This is a genomic window from Variovorax sp. PBS-H4 (genome assembly GCF_901827205.1).
Taxonomy (GTDB): Bacteria; Pseudomonadota; Gammaproteobacteria; order Burkholderiales; family Burkholderiaceae_C; genus Variovorax.
The window spans coordinates 5,742,080-5,759,822 of record NZ_LR594675.1; the positions used below are offsets into that span (position 1 = coordinate 5,742,080).

At 66.8% G+C, this 17,743-nt stretch carries 12 protein-coding genes; 8 read left to right on the forward strand and 4 right to left on the reverse strand.

Going from position 1 to position 17,743, the window contains the following annotated elements; all coding sequences use genetic code 11:
• Positions 1-2 precede the first annotated feature (2 nt).
• The 3 genes from E5CHR_RS27435 to E5CHR_RS27445 form a co-directional block, all read right to left on the reverse strand.
• Positions 3-479, reverse strand: a complete 477-nt coding sequence (locus tag E5CHR_RS27435; protein ID WP_232062209.1) for a cytochrome b/b6 domain-containing protein — start codon at positions 477-479, stop codon at positions 3-5.
• Between the two features lie 61 nt (positions 480-540).
• On the reverse strand, positions 541-816 hold the full coding sequence (locus E5CHR_RS27440) for a PepSY domain-containing protein (protein WP_162582951.1): 276 nt from the start codon (positions 814-816) through the stop codon (positions 541-543).
• 149 nt (positions 817-965) lie between these two features.
• The gene (locus E5CHR_RS27445; protein WP_162582952.1) at positions 966-1,910 is read right to left on the reverse strand and encodes a LysR family transcriptional regulator; all 945 of its coding nucleotides are present in this window, start codon (positions 1,908-1,910) and stop codon (positions 966-968) included.
• A gap of 118 nt (positions 1,911-2,028) precedes the next feature.
• Here E5CHR_RS27445 and E5CHR_RS27450 point away from each other — a divergent pair, with 118 nt between their 5' ends.
• From E5CHR_RS27450 to E5CHR_RS27485, 8 genes are all read left to right on the forward strand, one after another.
• Positions 2,029-4,122 (forward strand): hydantoinase/oxoprolinase family protein, encoded by a 2,094-nt coding sequence (locus E5CHR_RS27450; protein WP_162582953.1) that lies wholly within the window; start codon positions 2,029-2,031, stop codon positions 4,120-4,122.
• A 5-nt stretch (positions 4,123-4,127) separates the two neighbouring features.
• Positions 4,128-5,888 (forward strand): hydantoinase B/oxoprolinase family protein, encoded by a 1,761-nt coding sequence (locus tag E5CHR_RS27455; RefSeq protein WP_162582954.1) that lies wholly within the window; start codon positions 4,128-4,130, stop codon positions 5,886-5,888.
• 1 nt (position 5,889) lies between these two features.
• Positions 5,890-6,963: an alanine racemase gene (locus E5CHR_RS27460; protein ID WP_162582955.1), complete on the forward strand. Its 1,074-nt coding sequence runs from the start codon at positions 5,890-5,892 to the stop codon at positions 6,961-6,963.
• A gap of 31 nt (positions 6,964-6,994) precedes the next feature.
• Positions 6,995-7,861 (forward strand): transporter substrate-binding domain-containing protein, encoded by an 867-nt coding sequence (locus tag E5CHR_RS27465; RefSeq protein WP_162582956.1) that lies wholly within the window; start codon positions 6,995-6,997, stop codon positions 7,859-7,861.
• The gene (locus E5CHR_RS27470) at positions 7,858-8,700 is read left to right on the forward strand and encodes an amino acid ABC transporter ATP-binding protein (RefSeq protein WP_162582957.1); all 843 of its coding nucleotides are present in this window, start codon (positions 7,858-7,860) and stop codon (positions 8,698-8,700) included. The genes E5CHR_RS27465 and E5CHR_RS27470 overlap by 4 nt, the downstream gene beginning before the upstream one ends.
• The gene (locus tag E5CHR_RS27475; protein ID WP_162582958.1) at positions 8,693-9,394 is read left to right on the forward strand and encodes an amino acid ABC transporter permease; all 702 of its coding nucleotides are present in this window, start codon (positions 8,693-8,695) and stop codon (positions 9,392-9,394) included. Before E5CHR_RS27470 ends, E5CHR_RS27475 begins: the two co-directional genes overlap by 8 nt.
• Before the next feature lie 13 nt (positions 9,395-9,407).
• Positions 9,408-10,106 (forward strand): amino acid ABC transporter permease, encoded by a 699-nt coding sequence (locus E5CHR_RS27480; RefSeq protein WP_162582959.1) that lies wholly within the window; start codon positions 9,408-9,410, stop codon positions 10,104-10,106.
• Between the two features lie 236 nt (positions 10,107-10,342).
• Positions 10,343-16,675, forward strand: a complete 6,333-nt coding sequence (locus tag E5CHR_RS27485; RefSeq protein WP_162582960.1) for a non-ribosomal peptide synthetase — start codon at positions 10,343-10,345, stop codon at positions 16,673-16,675.
• Between the two features lie 76 nt (positions 16,676-16,751).
• On the opposite strand, the gene E5CHR_RS27490 is transcribed toward E5CHR_RS27485, so the two are convergent.
• The gene (locus E5CHR_RS27490; RefSeq protein ID WP_162582961.1) at positions 16,752-17,738 is read right to left on the reverse strand and encodes a Bug family tripartite tricarboxylate transporter substrate binding protein; all 987 of its coding nucleotides are present in this window, start codon (positions 17,736-17,738) and stop codon (positions 16,752-16,754) included.
• Positions 17,739-17,743 lie beyond the last annotated feature (5 nt).

The following is a 17,743-nucleotide window of genomic DNA, read 5'->3' on the forward strand; positions in this document are numbered from 1 at the left end:
GGTCAACTCCGCTTGCGGCCGGTCACCATTGCCCCCGGCAGGTTCTCGCGCCACCGCCAGCTCATCACGGCGACGCCGAGCAGGTGCAGGGCCACCGCGACGAGCAAACCGTCGGCCAGCCACGCATGGACGTGCTGCAGGCGATCGTCACCCCAGAATGCATCCAGGCGGCTCATCCATCCCGTGAGTGCGAGCAGCAGCACGAGCAACCAGAGCAGCCACACCATCCACAGGCCGAGCGGGTCGTGGCCGATGCAGCGTGGTGCACGGGCGCGAAGAAAGGCCAGCGTGGCGGCTGTGGAGGGCTTCAGGGACGCGAGGCTGCCATGTCCACCTGCCACCGCCGCCCATAGCAGCCGCGCGACGACCACGCCAGCCGCCACGTAGCCCGCGCTGCGATGCACCCGGCCGCCATCGTCCTGAATCCAACAGAAGAGGACGAGGCCCGCCAGCATCCAGTGCAGAAGACGCACAGCCACATCCCAAACCGGGACGCCGCCCCCGGGTGCCGGCACCTTGCGGGCGGGGACCGGCATGCCGCTACTTTTCGATTTCGCTCTTCACGGGTTCGAGCGTCTTGGCGTCGTAGTAGATCTCGACCTTCTTGCCGGCCTTGTTCCGGCCGTAGATCTCGTAGCAGTTGCCGTCCACCTTGAACTTGGAGATGGTGTAACCCTGCGCTTCGATCTTGGACTTGGCTTCGGCTTCCTTCATCCATTCGGCCTTGGGGTAGGCCTTGCAGTTGGCCTTGGCGAATGCAGGCACCGTCACGACAGCACAGAAGCCGACCACGGCGGCAAAGATGACTCGCTTCATTGAAACCTCTTCCGGAAGACGCTGGAGAGCAAAAGCTTAGCATTGCATCGCTCTCCCTCACGAAATGTTGCGCCAGATCCGCAGGCTGCCGACGTTCAAGGAGGCTGGCGTGGTTGGCGTGCCCCCTGCCCGTGGTCCCGAGCCAGCGCTCAAGGCGCCTGACCGTCGACGCTTTTCGAGATGGCCAGGTGCGAAGGCATGGGCGCGGTGAGCTCACTCTCCTGCAGCGATTCGACGATGGTTCGGACCAGAGGGCGGTAGCGATGGGCCGGTCCGGCAAATGCCACGACCAAGGTTCCGGGGGCCACCGGCGCTGCCGCGCGAAGCAGGCGCAACTGGCCGCTCTCGACCTCGTTGCGAACCATGGCCGAGGGGAGCACTGCCGCCCCCTGCCCGGCCGCGACAAGTCGCGCCATCAGTGTCAGCGAGTTGCAAGTGCTCAGGCGGGAAGGCTCCACGCCATCTGCATCGAACCAATGGCGGATGGCCCGGAAGATCGTGGAGGGTTCGGGCATCGTGAGGATCGGGACATTGCGCAAGTCCGCCGGCTTGAGCGGCCGTTTTGGAAACCTCAACTGCGGGGCCGCATACCAGGCCAGCTCGATGAGCCCGACGGCCTCGACCGTGATCGCGTCGCTCACCTGAGGGTCCGTGAGGACAGCGACATCGAGTTCGCTCGCATTGAGCTTTCGATTCAGCGCCGCACCCACATCGAGCGTGAGCTCGACCTTGAGTTCCGGATAGCCCGCAACGAAGCGCGGCAGCAGGCTCGGCAACGTCATCAACGCGACCGATTCGACCGCTCCGAGCCTCAGCAGCCCCCGCAGCGTCCGGCCGCTTTGGCTGTGCGCCGCGATGTCGTCGCTCAGCTTGAGCATGCGGTCCACGGGTTCAACGATGCTGCGCCCGCGCGCTGTCAACTCGGCCCGCTGGCGCGAGCGCACGAACAGCCTGGTGTCCAGCGTCACCTCGAGTTCGGCGATGCGCGCGGAAATGGTGGGCTGGGTGACGTGCAGGTGACGTGCCGCCGCATGAAAACTTCCGAGACGTGCGATCCAGTAGAAGGCTTCAAGCTGAGCAAGCGATGCGCGCATGATCAAAAAATCTTATCACCGGACGGCTGATTTCCGATTACCTCCAAAAACTGTTCTCCCCCTAAAGTGGCCGGCAGCCTGCCCCGTTTGATTCCCGGGGCCTATCACGAAGGGCAAGATGCAACAGATCGGATTCGACGTCGGTGGCACCTTCACCGACCTGGTGGTGACCGACGCGAAGGACAACATCCGGACCCTGAAGGTGCTGTCGACCCCGCATGACTACAGCCAGGGGATCCTGGACGGCGTCGCGCAGCTGGTTTCCGGTGGCGTGCTGGTCCCAGCCTCGGTCGAGCGGATGGTCCACGCCTTCACCGTCGCCACCAACGCGCTCCTGACCCGGACCGGCGCCAAGGTCGGCCTGATCACGACACGTGGATTTCGCGACGTGCTCGAGATCGGGCGGCTGCGCATGCCACGGCTGTATGACATGGAATGGGACAAGCCCGTGCCGCTGGTTCGCCGCAGCCTCCGTCTGGAGGTCAGGGAGCGGCTGTCCGCGAAAGGCGAGGTGGTGACGCCGCTCGACGAGGACGACGCTGCCCGGGCGATCGACACGCTCGTGGCCGCCGGCGTTGAATCCATCGCGATCTGCCTCCTGCACGCATACGTCGATTCCCGGCACGAGAAGCGCCTGCTCGAGATCGCTCGCGCGCGCGCGCCGCAACTGGTGATCTCCGCCTCGCACCAGGTGCTGCCCGAGATCCGGGAATTCGAGCGCACGAGTACGACGGTCGTGAATGCCTTCGTGAAACCCGTGGTCGATCGCTATCTCGGGCGGCTGGAGCGCGGCCTCGAAGAAGCGCTGGTCACGGCACCGCTGATGATCATGCAGTCCGCGGGCGGCGTGATGAAGTCGGGCACGGCCAGGCAGCTCCCTGCCTATTGCATCGAATCAGGCCCGGCCGCGGGTGCCGTCGGAGCGGCAGCGCTTGGCAAGCTGCTGGGGATCGCCAACATCATTGCGTTCGACATGGGCGGGACCACCGCCAAGGCCTGCCTGATCGAGAACGGCGAACCTCGTCTCACCTCGGAACTCGAAGTCGGAGCGGCGCTCAATTCAGGTCAGCGGCTGTTGAGCGGCGGCGGCTACGTCGTCCGGACGCCCGCGATCGACCTGGCGGAGATCGGGGCCGGTGGCGGCAGCCTTGCCTGGATCGACGCCGGCGGTGCCTTGCGCGTGGGGCCCACGAGTGCGGGATCCGTACCTGGGCCTGCCTGCTACGGCTTGGGCGGGGAACGTCCAACCGTGACCGATGCGAACGTGGTGCTCGGCTTTCTGAGCCGCGGCCACCTGCTCGATGGGGCGATGCCGATCGACAGCGCTGCTGCCGAAGCCGCCATCGAGCGGCACATCGCGCAGCCGCTGGGCATCTCGATTCATGAAGCTGCATACGGGATCCATGCCGTGGCCGATGCCGCCATGGTGCGTGCGGTGCAGGCCGTCACCAGCGAGATTGGCCGCGCGCCCGCCGACTTCACGATGGTCGCCTTCGGAGGCAGTGGCCCGGTCCATGCGGCCTCTCTGGCCATGCATGCCGGCATCCGGCAGATCGTGATCCCGCCGGCGCCAGGCGTGTTCAGCGCCTTCGGGCTGCTCTTCACGCGCATCGAGCACCGCCTCGTGCGCACCTGTGCGATGGATGTCGAGAGTGCCGATCTCGACCGGATCGGCAGCCTGCTCCACCTGTTGGGTGAAGAGGCGGACGAGCTGATGCGCGCTGAAGGGGTGGCACCGGGACAGAGCGAACAGATGCGACAGCTCGACCTTCGCTATCGAGGGCAAAGCTCGGAGATCGCCATACCGCTCATCCTGCCGTTGACGACAGCCTCGGTCGCGGCTGCAGCCCGTGCCTTCCACGAGGAGCACGAGAGGACCTACGGGTACTGCAGCCCGGACGAGCCGGTGCAGATCGTCAACTTGCGGCTCAGGGTGCGGTCGCGCAGCGGCGGCGTGGCTGCGGTGAACGCGCAAGGCGTGAAGCCGGCCCTGGCCGCATTGCGTCTGGGCGCGCTGGGGAGGCGCCAGGTGTATTTCGGACCGCGGTGGGGCTGGCACGACACGCCGATCGTGCGGCGGCAAGGGCTCTCGACCTGCCAAGGTCCGCTCGTCGTCGAGGAATACGACACCACGGTGGTGGTGCCGCCGGACGCCAGGGTCCACCTCGACCCCACCGGCAGCATTCGCATCGACCTGACTCCCATCCTGTGAGCACCATGACCCCTTCCCGCGATCCGATCCGGCTCGAACTGCTCAAGAACGCCTTCGCCGCGATCTCGGACGAAATGGCCGCGACGGTGGTTCGAACGGCGCGCTCCTACGTGATCAAGGAGGCGATGGACTTCTCCACGGGCCTGATCGACGCGCAGGGGCAGCTGATCTCGCAGGGGCTGTGCCTGCCCATGCACATGGGCTCCTTCCCACCGACGGTGCAGACCGTACTCGAACGCTTCGCAGGCGACATCCAGGAGGGCGACGTCTACATCACCAACGACCCGTACACGGGTGGCGGCACCCACCTGCCCGACATCTACGTCTTCAAGCCGATCCACCACGAAGGCACGCTCCTCGGTTTCGCGGCGGCGATCGGCCACCAGACCGACATCGGCGGCCGCGTGGCCGGCGGCAACGCTTGCGACAACACGGAGATCTTCCAGGAAGGCCTGCGGATCCCGCCCGTGCGGCTGTTCGACCGCGGGATGCTGGACGAAGACCTGATGGCGATCCTGCGGCTGAACGTCCGGCTTCCGGACAAGGTGCATGGCGACGTCATGGCGACCGTGTCGGCCTGCACGCGCGGCGAGCGCGCGATGCAGGCACTCGCCCGCCAGTACGGCGCGGACGTGTTGCGGGAGGAAATGTCCCACCTGCTCGACTACACGGAACGCATGACGCGCGCCGCGTTCGAGGCGCTGAACGATGGGGAGTGGGAGTTCGACGACTATCTCGACGACGACGGCTTCAGCGAAGACCCGATTCGGATCCGCTGCCGCGTGCAGAAGACAGGCGGCGCCCTGAAGGTCGACTTTTCCGGAAGTTCGCCGCAGGTGCGAGGCTCGATCAACCTGCCGTTTTCCATGACCCAATCGTGCACCTATGCCTGCGTACGTTGCATCATGGATGCCGGCTTGCCCACCAACAGCGGCTTCATGCGCGCCATCGAGGTCGTCGCGACACCCGGATCGGTGGTGCACCCGACCACGCCCGCACCGGTGGCAGCGCGTGGCTTGACCGCCATGCGAACCACCGAGGCGATCTGGGGCGCCCTGGCCCGCATGCTGCCGTCAAAGGTCTTCGCCTGCGGCGCCCAGGGCGATTTCGGCGTGACCATCGCAGGCTACGACTCGAACCGCGAGCCGTTCGTGCTGCTGGAGTTTCTTTTCGGTACCTGGGGCGGGAGGCCTGGCAAGGACACCAATGACGGCTTGTCCTCCCTCGCCGTCAACTACTCGAATTCGCCGGTCGAGGTGGTCGAGGGTGAGCAGCCGCTGCGGATCGAGGCCTACGGATTCCGGACCGACTCCGGCGGACCCGGGAAGCACCGCGGCGGTGTCGGCATGGTTCGCAGCTATCGCCTCACCGGCGTGCCCGATGCAGTGCTGCAGGTGCGCAGCGACCGGCAGAGATTCCAGCCCTATGGGCTGCAGGGCGGGCACGGCGGTGCGTTCGCCGCCAACTACCTGAGCATGGAAGGCGGCGAGCGCTCCCAGTTGCCAGGCAAATTCATGCGCACCTTCGTTCGTGGCGAACTGTACGAGGCGGTGCTCGCGGGCGGCGGGGGCTGGGGCGACCCGCTCGAGCGGGATCCTCACGCGGTGTGCGAAGACGTCGTGGACGGGAAGGTGTCGCGCGAAGCCGCGCTGCGGGACTACGGGGTCTGCATCGACGCCGCCGGGCAGATCGAACCCGACGCCACGCTGGCACGGCGCCGGTTCATGCGAGACTCCCGCCTGCCCGCAGGCCGGCCCGGCGATTGACATGCAACTGTGCACCCCCACGCTGACACTCGACCTCGACGCGTTCGATCGAAACGTCGCGCGCATGGCCCGCACCATCGCACGCGGCGGAAAGCACTGGCGTCCTCACGTCAAGAGCATCCGCTCGCCTGCGCTGGCACGCCGCCTCCTGGCCGCCGGCGCGCGCGGGGTGACCTGCGCGACCTTGGACGAGGCGAAGGTCATGGTCGAGGGTGGTGTCGACGACGTGCTGGTTGCATCGCAGGTGGTGCAGGCGCTGGAGATCCAGCAACTGCTGGACCTCAATCGGCGTGCGCGCGTCATGGTTGCCGTGGATTCGCTGGCCCAGGGCCTGCTGCTTGCGCGGTATGCGCGACATGCCGGACTGGCGGTACCGGTGCTGATCGAGGTCGAGGTGGGGCTGGGACGCGCCGGTGTAACGCCAGGCCCTGCCGTCGTCGACCTGGCCCGGCGCCTGGCGCACGAAGGCGGGCTGCACTTCGAGGGGCTCATGGCATGGGAAGGCCATGCCACCCGCGTTGCAGCCGGCGGCGCAAGACGCCAGGCCATCGCGGATGCCGTCGGCCTGCTGACGGAAAGTGCGCGCCTCTGCGCCGCCGCCAGCGTCCCGCCCGGCACGGTCAGCTGCGGCGGCACCGGAACATTCGAGACAACCTCGACACTCGATGGGGTGACAGAGATCCAGGCCGGTGGCGGCGTGTTCGGCGACCTGCGATGCCGGGAGGATTTCGGGATCGACCTCGAAGCCGCGCTCGGGTTGCGCGCGAGCGTGATTTCGCGGCCGACCCCGACGCGCATCGTCTGCAATGCCGGCTGGAAATCGCTCGCCGTCCATCCGAAGCCGCCACGCCCATCGGGTCTCGAAGGCGTTGCGGGCATGGCGCATGCGGCTTCGCACCTGACGATCGATCTCGCGGGCGCCCTTGTACGGCCTGACATCGGCGACTGCATCGATCTCGAAGTCGGCTACGCCGACGCCACCGTCTTCCTGCACCGCGAGATCGTCGGTCTGCGTGACCTCCAGGCCGAAGAGCGCTTCACGCTGCCGGATACGCGCCCTCCTCCCGCACGCTGACCCCACCCATTCACCACCGGAGAACCCGACCATGGACTCACAGATCGCCAGCAACAAACGTGACTTCCTCAAGGGCACCGCACTGCTCGGCGCCGCGGCCTCCGGGCTGGCAGCGACAGCGGGACTCGTGCCGCAGCAGGCGCTCGCGCAATCGCTCGACAGCGGCATCCGCCCGGAATCGACGCTGGCAAAGGTGCTCAAGTCAGGGGTCTTGCGCGTCGGGTATGCGCAAACCGGCCCGTTCTTTTACAGGAACGCGAAAACGGGCGAGCTCGGCGGCATCTACTTCGACGCCGCCACCGAGCTCGCCAAGCAGATGGGCGTCAAGGTCGAGTTCAAGGAAGTGACTTTCCAGAACGCGACCGTCGCCTTGCGCCGCGACGACTACGACGTGTTCGGCTCCGCGCTGACCTACACGATGGCGCGGGCCATGGCGGTCGACTACATCGGCCCGATCTACGAGGTCGGCAGCCTGCTGCTCGTGCACAAGGACAACGCGGGCCGCTTCAAGAAGCTCGAGGACTTCAACGATCCCGGTGTCACCTTCTCGGTCGTCTCGGGCGGCAGCGAGGAGCCGCGCATTCCGATCCTGTTCCCGAAGGCGAAGCTGATCACCACCACGGGGCAGGCAGAGCTCGGTGCCGAGCCCGTGCGCGCCAGGAAGTCCGATGTGTGGATGAGCAGCCAGGTGGCCGTGCAGCTCATGGCCAAGCGTGTGAATTGGGCTGTCGCCTTCAATCCGGAACATCCCATCGACAGACGGCCAAGCAGCTGGGCCGTGCGCTATGGTGACTACGAATGGAAGAACTTCCTCGACTTCTGGGCGGGCTTTCTACGCACCAACGGTGAAACAGAGCGCCTGATGAAGATCCACATGGAAAGGCTCGGCAGCGCGTGAGGCCGGCGGACGGTCAGGCCGCGGCCGCCGGGCCAACGGCATCACAGCCGGGAACGGCGCCGACTGCCGATGTCCCGTGCATCCGCGTCGTCGGGCTGCGCAAGCACTTCGGCGCGCTGGAGGTGCTCAAGGGTGTCAGCCTCGATGTTCATCGAGGCACTGTCCTCAGCATGATCGGCGCGAGCGGCTCGGGCAAGAGCACGCTGCTGCGTTGCATCAACCGACTGGAGACGCCGAGCGCCGGCGATGTACTCATCGAGGGGGAGTCTCTTTGCGTGCGCAACGGGAAGCCGCGCTCGGTCGCCGATGTCAACCGGATCCGGCGCGAACTCGGCATGGTGTTCCAGCAGTTCAACCTGTGGCCGCACATGACGGTGATGGAGAACGTCACCGAAGCGCCCCGCCACGTGCGCGGGCTCTCCCGCGAGGCGGCCAGGAACATCGCGACGGCCTGCCTTCAGCGAGTGCATATGCTGGACAAGGCCGATGCCTATCCGGCGCGGCTCTCGGGCGGCCAGCAGCAGCGCGTTGCGATTGCCCGTGCACTCGCCATGCAACCGAAGGTGATGCTGTTCGACGAGGCTACGTCTTCGCTGGATCCCGAGCTGACCGAAGAAGTACTGGCCGTGATGCGCGACCTGGCAAGCGATGGGACGACCATGATCGTCGTGACGCACGAGATGGCGTTCGCGCGCGAGGTCTCGGACCACGTCATGTTCCTGCACAACGGCCTTGTCGAGGAGCAGGGCGCCCCTGCCGACCTGTTCGGCCGTCCGCAATCGGAGCGGCTGCGGCAGTTCCTCAGCAAGGCGGCCGGGCGGGAGTCTTTTCATGCCTGAGGTGCTGCGGGAGACACTCGACCTGACCTTGTTCTGGGAATACCGCCAGGCCCTGCTCAAGGGACTGTGGATGAGCCTGGGCGTGTTCGCTTGCGCGGCGGCAATCGCCGTGCTGGCAGGCCTCGGCATCGCGCTGCTGCGCCGCAGCCGTTTTGGCCCGCTTCGCTGGGCCGCAACGCTGCACACGGAGATTTCCCGCAATTCACCCGACTACATCATGATCGTATGGGTGCATTTCGTGCTGCCGCTGCTCATCGGCACGCTGCTGGCGCGCCGCTTCGAGTTCGACCCCTTCGTCTCGTCGGTGATCGCGCTGGGCTACGTCTACAGTGGCTACTTTGCCGAGACCTTTCGCGCCGGCATCGAAGCCGTCCCGCGCGGGCACTTCGAGGCTGCGCAGGCGTTCGGCATGACCGAGCGCCGCATCATGTGGCGGATCGTGTTGCCGCAGGTCGTCCGGCGAATGCTGCCCGAATCGACCAACCAGTTCATATCGATGTTCAAGGCGACGAGCATCGTGTCGCTGATCGCGGTGCCGGACCTGATGTACCAGGTCTCGATGGTGAGCTCCCAGGAGATGAGGCCGATGCCGCTCTACACCGGGGCCGCACTTGCGTATTTCGTGATCGTGTTCTGCGCGGCTACGCTGCTGCAGACCTTGTCCAAGCGCTGGCGCGCCAAGGTGTTCGCATGATGGCTGCGGCGTCATGAGCAACTGGCAGCGCCTCGTCTGGGACCAGCGCGACGCGTTCGCCGCCGGCTTCCAGGTCACCGTCGAAGTCTGTGCCGCGTCGTTCCTGTTCGCGTTGATCGGCGGTCTGCTGCTGGCGCTGGTCCGGCTGTACGTCAGGCCGCTGCGCACAGTCGCTCTCGTTCTGACCGAATTCTTCCGCGCGACGCCCATCCTGGTGCAGCTGTTGTGGGTGAACTATGTCTGGCCCGAGCTCATCGGGTGGCCGAACTCGTTCTTTGCCGCTGCCTGCGTCGCGCTGGCGCTGCAGTCGAGCGGGTACTTGGCCGAGACCTTCCGGGGCGGCATCGAATCGATGCCGCGGGGACAGGCCGAGGCTGCGAGTTCCCTCGGCATGTCGCGCACGCGGGCTTTCTTGCGCATTGTCCTGCCCCAGGTGCTGCTGGATGCCGCGCCTTCGATCGGCAATCAGTTCACAGTGATCGTGAAGTCATCTGCGCTGGTCTCCGTGATCGCCGTGCCTGACCTGATGTTCCAATCGCAGAAGCTGGTCAACCGATGGTATGAGCCGATCGAGATTCTCACGGCCACGGCCGTGATCTACATCGGTTTCATCTTTGCGATGTCTGCGCTGCTCAATGCAATGGCCCATGCACTGCGCCGGCGATTCGGCGTTGGAACAGCAAGCACGCCGTCGTCCCGGCTCGAGATGTAAAACCCCCACGGCCGAAGCTGCTGGGCGAGCTGGCCGCAACGCGGGTGCGCGAGCGCATACCAACTCGTGTGGCTTCCTCCACAACTTGTCCGACATTTAAACTGATGTTTCTTCGAGGACAGGCTGAATAGCCATAAAGTTCTCCTCATGAGTTCAGTTCTCGGCGGTAGAGCGACGCGAGGCGTTATTTTCCTGGTGCTTTGATGGATATCGGTGGAGAGACGCCGCAACGGCGTATGTCGCTTTCAACTGCGCAGCGGCGATTGTGGTTTCTGGACCGGATCAAGGCCGATGTCCGCGATGCGTATCACATCTCGGGCGCACTTGAATTCAACGGCACGCTCGACGAGGGCGCCCTCAGGCGAGCCCTCGAGGCGCTCGTGGCGCGCCACGAGGTGCTGCGTGCGAGCTTTGTCGAGATCGATGGCGAGCCGGTGCAGCGCATTGCGCCGCCTGGACCCTTCCCGCTCGGAACGAGCGACCTGCAGCACCTGGTCGCGGCGGACATGGAAGCCGAACGCGAACGCCAGGTCCAGGAGGAGTGCACGGCACCCTTCGACCTGGCGACCGGACCCTTGATCCGCGGGCGGCTGCTTCGGCTCGGCCCGCAGCGCCATACCCTGGTACTGAGCCTGCACCACATGGTGACCGACGGCTGGTCGACGGCCGTGCTCATGAGCGATGTGGCCGCGTTCTACACCGCTTTCACGCAGGGCCTGCCGGACCCGCTGCCCGCCTTGCCTGCCCAGTATGCGGACCACGTGGCAGAGGAGCAGGAGCGCGCGTCGTCACCCATGCGCAGAACGCGCCTCGCGTATTGGCAGCGCCAGCTCGAAGGGTCTCCAGAACTGCTGGAGCTCCCCACCGATCATCCGCGGCCGCCGGTGCAGGACCATTCCGGCGATCACGTCGAGATCGTATTCCCCACGCGGCTTGTCTCCGCGCTGCGCGAGTGGGCCAAGCATCGCGACGCCACCTTGACCATGGCGCTGCAGGCCGGCCTGAACGTGCTCTTCTCGCGCCTGAGCGGTCAGCAGGACATCGTGATCGGTACCGCCGTCGCCAATCGCCGCAGGCCGGCGTACCGGCAGGCCATGGGCTTCTTCGTCAACACGCTCGCACTGCGAACGGACCTGAGCGACAACCCGACGGCCGATGAGCTGCTGGACCGGGTCCGCAGCATCGGCCAGTCGGCCTACCTGCGGCAGGACGTTCCTTTCGAACAGGTCGTCGAACTGGTGCGGCCCGCACGCAACCCGAGCCACAGCCCCATCTTCCAGGTGCTGATGGCCATCCAGAACTACGACACCGAGCCGATCCCGCTGCCCGGCGCCACGTTGCAGCTGGTGGTGGTCCCGCCACACAGCGTGGCTTCCGACCTGATGGTGCTGTTGCGCGAAACCGCCGACGGCATGGTGGGCCGGATCGCCTACGCCACGGCCTTGTTCGACCGCACCACCATCGAGCGCTGGGTCGGCTACCTGATGCGCCTGCTCGAAGGCATGGCTTGCGACGGCACCCAGCGCGTTGCCGACCTCCTCATGCTGGGCGAGGACGAGCGATCGCTGCTGCTGGAGGGCTTCAACGCCACGCGGAGCATGCCCGCCGCCGACACGATGGTCCACACCCTCTTCGAGGCGCAGGCCGCTCGCACGCCCGAGGCTGTCGCGCTCGTCGCCGATCACCGGAGCTGGCGCTACGCCGAGCTCGATGCGCAGGCGGATCGCCTCGCCTGCCGTCTGCACGCAGGCGGGCTCGGTCCCGGCCAGCGCGCGGCCCTCTACATCGGGCGCGGCGCCGACATGATCGTGGCGATGATCGCCGTGTTGAAGTGCGGCGGCGCCTACGTGCCGCTGGATCCTGCCGATCCTGCGGATCGGATTGCCCGCATGCTCGACGATGCGGCGCCGCAGGTCGTGCTGACCCACAGGAGGCTGCAGGCTGCGCTGCCCACGCGGGATATACCCCAGCTCGTGCTCGACGCCGAAGCCGGCGCTGCACCCCAACCGGCTGCCGAACCCTTCACAGCCGACGTGCGCCCGGAGCACCCGGCCTACGTCATCTACACGTCGGGCTCCACCGGCACGCCCAAGGGCGTCGCGGTGCCGCACGCGGCCTTGGTCAACCTCATCCGCTGGCAGGCACGCCAGCGCCAGGGCGCGCTTGCGCCACGCACCCTTCAGTACGTGGCCCTCGGGTTCGACGTCGCGTTCCAGGAGATATTCACCACCTTGTGCGGCGGCGGTGCGCTGGTGCTGATCCATGAGGGCGTGCGCCGCGACATGTCCGCGCTGCTTCGCGTGCTGCGCGACCAGCGCGTCGAGCGCTTGATCCTTCCCTTCATCTCGCTGCAGCACCTGGCGGAGGAAGCCGCAACGTCGTCGGACGCCCTGCCCGCGTTGCGGCAAGTGATCACCGGGGCCGAGCAGCTGCGCATCGGCAACGAGATCCGGGCCTTGTTCAAGCGCCTGGGCACCTGCAGGCTGCAAAACCAATACGGCCCCACCGAATACCCGGTCGCGACGGCGCTCGACCTGGAAGGGCCGCCGGACAGCTGGCCCTTGCTGCCATCGATCGGCCGACCGATCGACAACACCGTGGTTCGCATCCTCGACCCCTTCGGCCAGCCCGTGCCGATCGGGGTCAAGGGAGAGATCTTCATCGGCGGCGAAGGCATGGCGAGCGGCTACCTGGGGCAGCCCGCCCTGAGCGAAGCCGCCTTCGTCCGCGATGCCTTCAGTCCGCATCGCGGCGCGCGCCTCTACAAGACAGGCGATGTCGGTCGCTGGCGCAGCGACGGCTGCATCGACTTCGTCAGCCGGTACGACGACCAGGTCAAGCTGCGCGGCTTTCGCATCGAGCTCGGGGAAATCGAGGCGCAACTGGGTCAGCACCCATCGGTCGCCGACGTCGCCGTACTCTTGCGCGAGGACGATCCCGGACACAAGCGGCTCGTGGCCTACCTGACCTTGGCGCCGGGCGTGGCCGAACCTGGCACCACGGCTGCGCTCAAGCGCTACCTGCGCAGCGTTCTGCCCGAGTACATGGTTCCCGGCGAGCTCGTGGTGCTGGATACGTTCCCGCTGACGGTGAACGGCAAGGTGGATCGCCGGGCCTTGCGCCCGCCGCCGGTCCGAGCGGAGGGCAGCGACCGGGTCATGCCACGCAGCCGCACGGAAGAGGCGCTCTGGGATATCTGGCGCGGCGTGCTCCACACCACGGCCTTCGGTGTCGAGGACAGCTTCTTCGACCTCGGCGGGCATTCGCTGCTGACGATGCAGGTCGCCTCCCGCATCCGCCAGCAGCTCGGCATCGAGTTGTCCCTGGCGCTTCTGTTCGAGCACGTCACCATTGCCGCGCTCGCCGCGTGGCTGGACGAGGCACTGCCCCGCACCGCGCCCGCCGATCTGGCTCCCATCCCGCGCGTCGCGCGCGGCCGCGCCCTTCCGGTGTCGCTGTCGCAGCGGCGCATGTGGGTGATCCAGCAGTTCGACCCCGCATCCGTCGCCTACAACGTGCCGGTCTCGCTGCGGCTACGCGGCGCGTTCGATCGTCGCCTGCTGCAGGCGGCCTTCGACCGGATCGTCGAGCGCCATGAGGGCCTGCGGACCCGCTTCGCCATGCAGGAAGACGAACCCGTCCAGCACATTGCGCCGTCCCTGCCCGTGAACGTCGAGCAGGTCGACCTGCGCGCGCGACCCGCCGCCGCCAGGCTCGAGGAAGCGCGGTCGATCCTGGGCGAGCGGGCGTCCAGGCCATTCGATCTCACCCAGGCCCCCCTGCACCATGCAACGCTGGTCATCCTCGATGAGAGCGACCACGTATTTTTGTGGGTGATGCACCACGCGATCACCGACAACTGGTCGATCGCGATCCTGATGCGCGATCTTCTCGCGTCGTATGCCTCGCTCGCGACGGGCGGCCCGGCGGAGCTGCCCCCGCTTGCGATCGAATACGCCGACTACGCCGCATGGCAGCGCTCGCCGGCGTCCGCGGCGCAGCGCCACCACCAGATCGACTTTTGGGTCGAGCGGTTGAGCGGCCTGCAGCCGCTCAACCTGCCGACCGACTACGTGCGCCCGCCGCTTCCCAGCTTTCGCGGCTCCAAGGTGTCGGTCTCGCTGCCGGCAAGCCTGCTCGTGAGCTTGCGCCGCTTCTGTGGCCTGCACGCGGTCACACCCTTCGTGGTGCTGCTCGCCGCCTTCAAGCTCATGCTGGCGCGCCATTGCGGCAGCCATGACATCGCCGTGGGCACGCCCATTGCCAATCGCCACCACCTGGCCACGGAGCAACTGGTCGGCACGCTGGTCAACACGCTGGTGATGCGTACCGATCTGTCCGGCAACCCCGATTTTTCCGAGTTGCTGCAGCGGGTGCGAACGACCGCCCTGCAGGCCTACGCCCATCAGGACGCTCCTTTCGACGAGATCGTGGAAGCGCTGGGGCAGGACCGCCGCAGCCACCCTGAAGGCCTCGTGCGCACGCTCTTCAACGTGCTCAATGCGCCCCTCGGCCATTTGCCGGCCGTGGACTTCAGCTACCAGGAATTCGATCTCGAGCGCACCGCGGCGCAGTTCGACCTCTCCATCCATGTCGACACGGAATTCGGCCACCGCATCCACCTGGAGTACTCGACCGATCTGTTCGCCGCGACGTCGGCCGAGCGCATGCTCGAGAACTACCTGTCGCTGGTCGAGCAGGTGCTCGGCCACGAGCACCTGCCGATCTCGGACTACCCGCTCCTCGCCCCTTCGCAGCTCGCGCTGCTGCGGGATCACTGGAACGCGACGCAGCAAGCGCTGCCGCCCGAACCGCTCATCCACCGGCATCTGCGCTGCGGCGAGCTAGCGCTGCGCGACCGCGCCGCGGTCATCGATTCGCAAGGCAAGCGCACCACCTACGGCGAGTTGAACGCTTCGGTGGCGCTGCTCGCCTCGGCCCTGCGCGCGCGCGGCTTCGGGCGCGGTCACCGCATCGGCCTGAGCCTGGCGCGCGACGCCGTCATGCTGACCGCTCAGCTGGCGGTGCTGACTGCAGGCGCCGCCTATGTGCCGCTGGACCCCGGTTTTCCGATCGACCGGTTGCGCTACATGGCCTCGGATGCAGGCCTGTCCGCCATCCTCGTGGGACCAGGCTCGGCAGCGCACTTCCGGGACACGGGGGTTCCGCTGCTGGACCCTGTCGTGCTCCTGGACGAAGCGGCGGCCTCGCCGCCACCCTCACTGCGTGTGGACCCGGAACGCGATGCGCGGCCGCTCGACCCGGCGTATTTCATCTACACGTCGGGCTCGACCGGCCGCCCGAAAGCGGTGGCCGTGCCGCACCGCGCCGTGGTCAATTTCCTGGTGGCCATGGCGCGCGAGCCCGGCCTGAGCGAATCCGACCGGCTGGTGGCGATCACCACGCTGTCCTTCGACATCGCGGTGCTCGAACTTCTGCTCCCGCTCGCCGTCGGGGCGCAAGTCATCGTGGCCGACAGCGACCATGTGGCCGATCCGAGGCAACTGCGCGCAATGCTCGAGCGCCACGATGCCACGGTGATGCAAGCCACGCCGTCCGCCTGGCGCGCACTGCTCGACACCGGATGGGCCGGCCGCCCGGGCTTTCGCGGCCTCATCGGCGGCGAGCCGCTGCAGGTTCCCCTGGCCGAGCAGCTGCTGGAGCACTGCGCGGAACTCTGGAACATGTATGGTCCGACCGAGACCACCGTCTGGTCCACCACCTGGAGGGTGCATGCACCGCGCCATGGCATTTTCATTGGCCGGCCGATTGCCAACACGTCGGTCTGGGTACTCGACGAACGAGGACTGCCTTGCCCGATCGGTGTGCCCGGCGAACTCTGCATCGGCGGACTGGGCGTGGCACTGGGCTACCACGCGCGCGACGCGCTGACGGCCGAGCGCTTCGTCGCCGATCGCTGGCGCGACGAAGCCGACGCACGGTTGTACCGAACGGGCGACTTGTGCCGGTGGCACCACGATGGCTTGCTCGAGCATCTCGGCCGCCTCGATCATCAAGTCAAGGTGCGAGGCTTCCGCATCGAACTCGGCGAGATCGAATCGACGCTGCTGGACCACCCTGCCGTCGCGCAGTGCGCGGTGCTCACCCGCGCCGAGCGTGAGGACGACGTCCGCCTGGTGGCCTACGTGGTGCCACAGTCGCCGGAGCTCGACGTTCCGGCGCTTCGTGAGCATCTGCAGTCCTCGCTCCCCGAGTACATGGTGCCGCAGCATCTGGTGGTATTGAAGGCGATGCCGTTGCTGCCCAACGGCAAGCTGGACCGCAACGCGCTGCCTGCCCCCGACGTCGAAGCGTCACGCACCAGCCGCACTCGTCAGTTGCCGGTCACCGAGGAGGAAAAGGCCATCGCCGAGATCTGGTCCGAACTGCTGGGCGTGGAGAACATCGAGGCCACCGACAACTTCTTCGAACTCGGAGGCCACTCGCTGCTGGCGATGCGCGCAGTGACCGCCATCAAGCAGAAGCTCGCGCTGCAGGTCGCGCCCCGGAGGCTTGTGTTCGAGACATTGCGCCAGGTGGCGAACAGGAGCAGTGCGAACAGGTCGTGAGGACCCGCCGGCTCGGAGAAGGGCTGCCTAACCCATAGTCTTGTCGGCGCGGTTCCCTACTGCTTCTGCATGCGGTTCAATCGAGGCGCAAGTCCGCGAGCTTGACCACTCGGGTCCACTTCGCGGACTCGGCGTTCACGAAGGCGTCGAAGTCGCTCGGCGAACTGTAGGCGACCTCGTCACCTTGCGCCTCCAGACCCATGCGAACCGCGGGATCCTTCAGAGCCGCGGCCAGGGCGTCGTTGAGCTTCTGCACAACATCTCCTGGCGTCCCGGCCGGGGCGAAAAGTCCCCACCAGGCATTTGCTTCAACGCCCTTCATGCCCGCTTCGTCCAGCGTCGGCAGGTCGGGGAAGGCGACGGACCGCTTCTTCCCCGTGGTCGCCAGGGCGCGAACTTTGCCGGCTTTTACCATTGCCTGCACCACCGGGATGTGGTTGATGGAGAAGGCGATGTCCCCGGTGATCAGAGCCGTGAGCGCTGCCGGGCCGCCACCATAAGGAATGTGGGCCGACGTGAGGTGGTTGGCCTGCTTGAAAAGCTCAGCCGCCAGTTGGGGAAACGTGCCGTTGCCGTTGCTCCCATAGAACGCGCGCACTCCCTGCTCCTTGAGGTACTTCGTCAACTGCGGCACGTCGGTCGCGGGAACCTTGGAGCCCGTGACCAAAACCAGAGGGCCGGAGCTGATCTGGCCGACGGGCACGAAATCCTTCTTTGCGTCGTACTGCAAGTTCCTGTAGAGCGCCGGGCCGAAGACCTGCGTGGCGGAGCCGCCCAACAGAACGGTATAGCCGTCGGGCTTCGCCTTCGCCGCGTATGCGGCGCCGATCGTGCCGCCGGCGCCGGGCTTGTTCTCGACGATCACTGGCGCACCGAGGGCGATGGACATCTTCTGGCCCACCATGCGAGCAACCACGTCGACCACCCCGCCGGCTGGGAACGGCACCACGATCGACACCGGGCGGGAGGGGTACTTGCCTTGTGCCCAAGTGGGCATGGCGTAGGCAGCCGCGGCGAAAGCCATGAGCGCCCGGCGGCGAGAAAATGTGATGCGAGTTTCCACGAGCG

Coding starts and splice junctions, on each gene's coding strand:
- E5CHR_RS27475 (WP_162582958.1), top strand. CDS start 8,693: ATGCCTGAGGTGCTGCGGGAGACACTCGACCTGACCTTGTTCTGGGAA.
- E5CHR_RS27480 (WP_162582959.1), top strand. CDS start 9,408: ATGAGCAACTGGCAGCGCCTCGTCTGGGACCAGCGCGACGCGTTCGCC.
- E5CHR_RS27485 (WP_162582960.1), top strand. CDS start 10,343: ATGTCGCTTTCAACTGCGCAGCGGCGATTGTGGTTTCTGGACCGGATC.
- E5CHR_RS27440 (WP_162582951.1), bottom strand. CDS start 816: ATGAAGCGAGTCATCTTTGCCGCCGTGGTCGGCTTCTGTGCTGTCGTG.
- E5CHR_RS27465 (WP_162582956.1), top strand. CDS start 6,995: ATGGACTCACAGATCGCCAGCAACAAACGTGACTTCCTCAAGGGCACC.
- E5CHR_RS27460 (WP_162582955.1), top strand. CDS start 5,890: ATGCAACTGTGCACCCCCACGCTGACACTCGACCTCGACGCGTTCGAT.
- E5CHR_RS27450 (WP_162582953.1), top strand. CDS start 2,029: ATGCAACAGATCGGATTCGACGTCGGTGGCACCTTCACCGACCTGGTG.
- E5CHR_RS27445 (WP_162582952.1), bottom strand. CDS start 1,910: ATGCGCGCATCGCTTGCTCAGCTTGAAGCCTTCTACTGGATCGCACGT.
- E5CHR_RS27455 (WP_162582954.1), top strand. CDS start 4,128: ATGACCCCTTCCCGCGATCCGATCCGGCTCGAACTGCTCAAGAACGCC.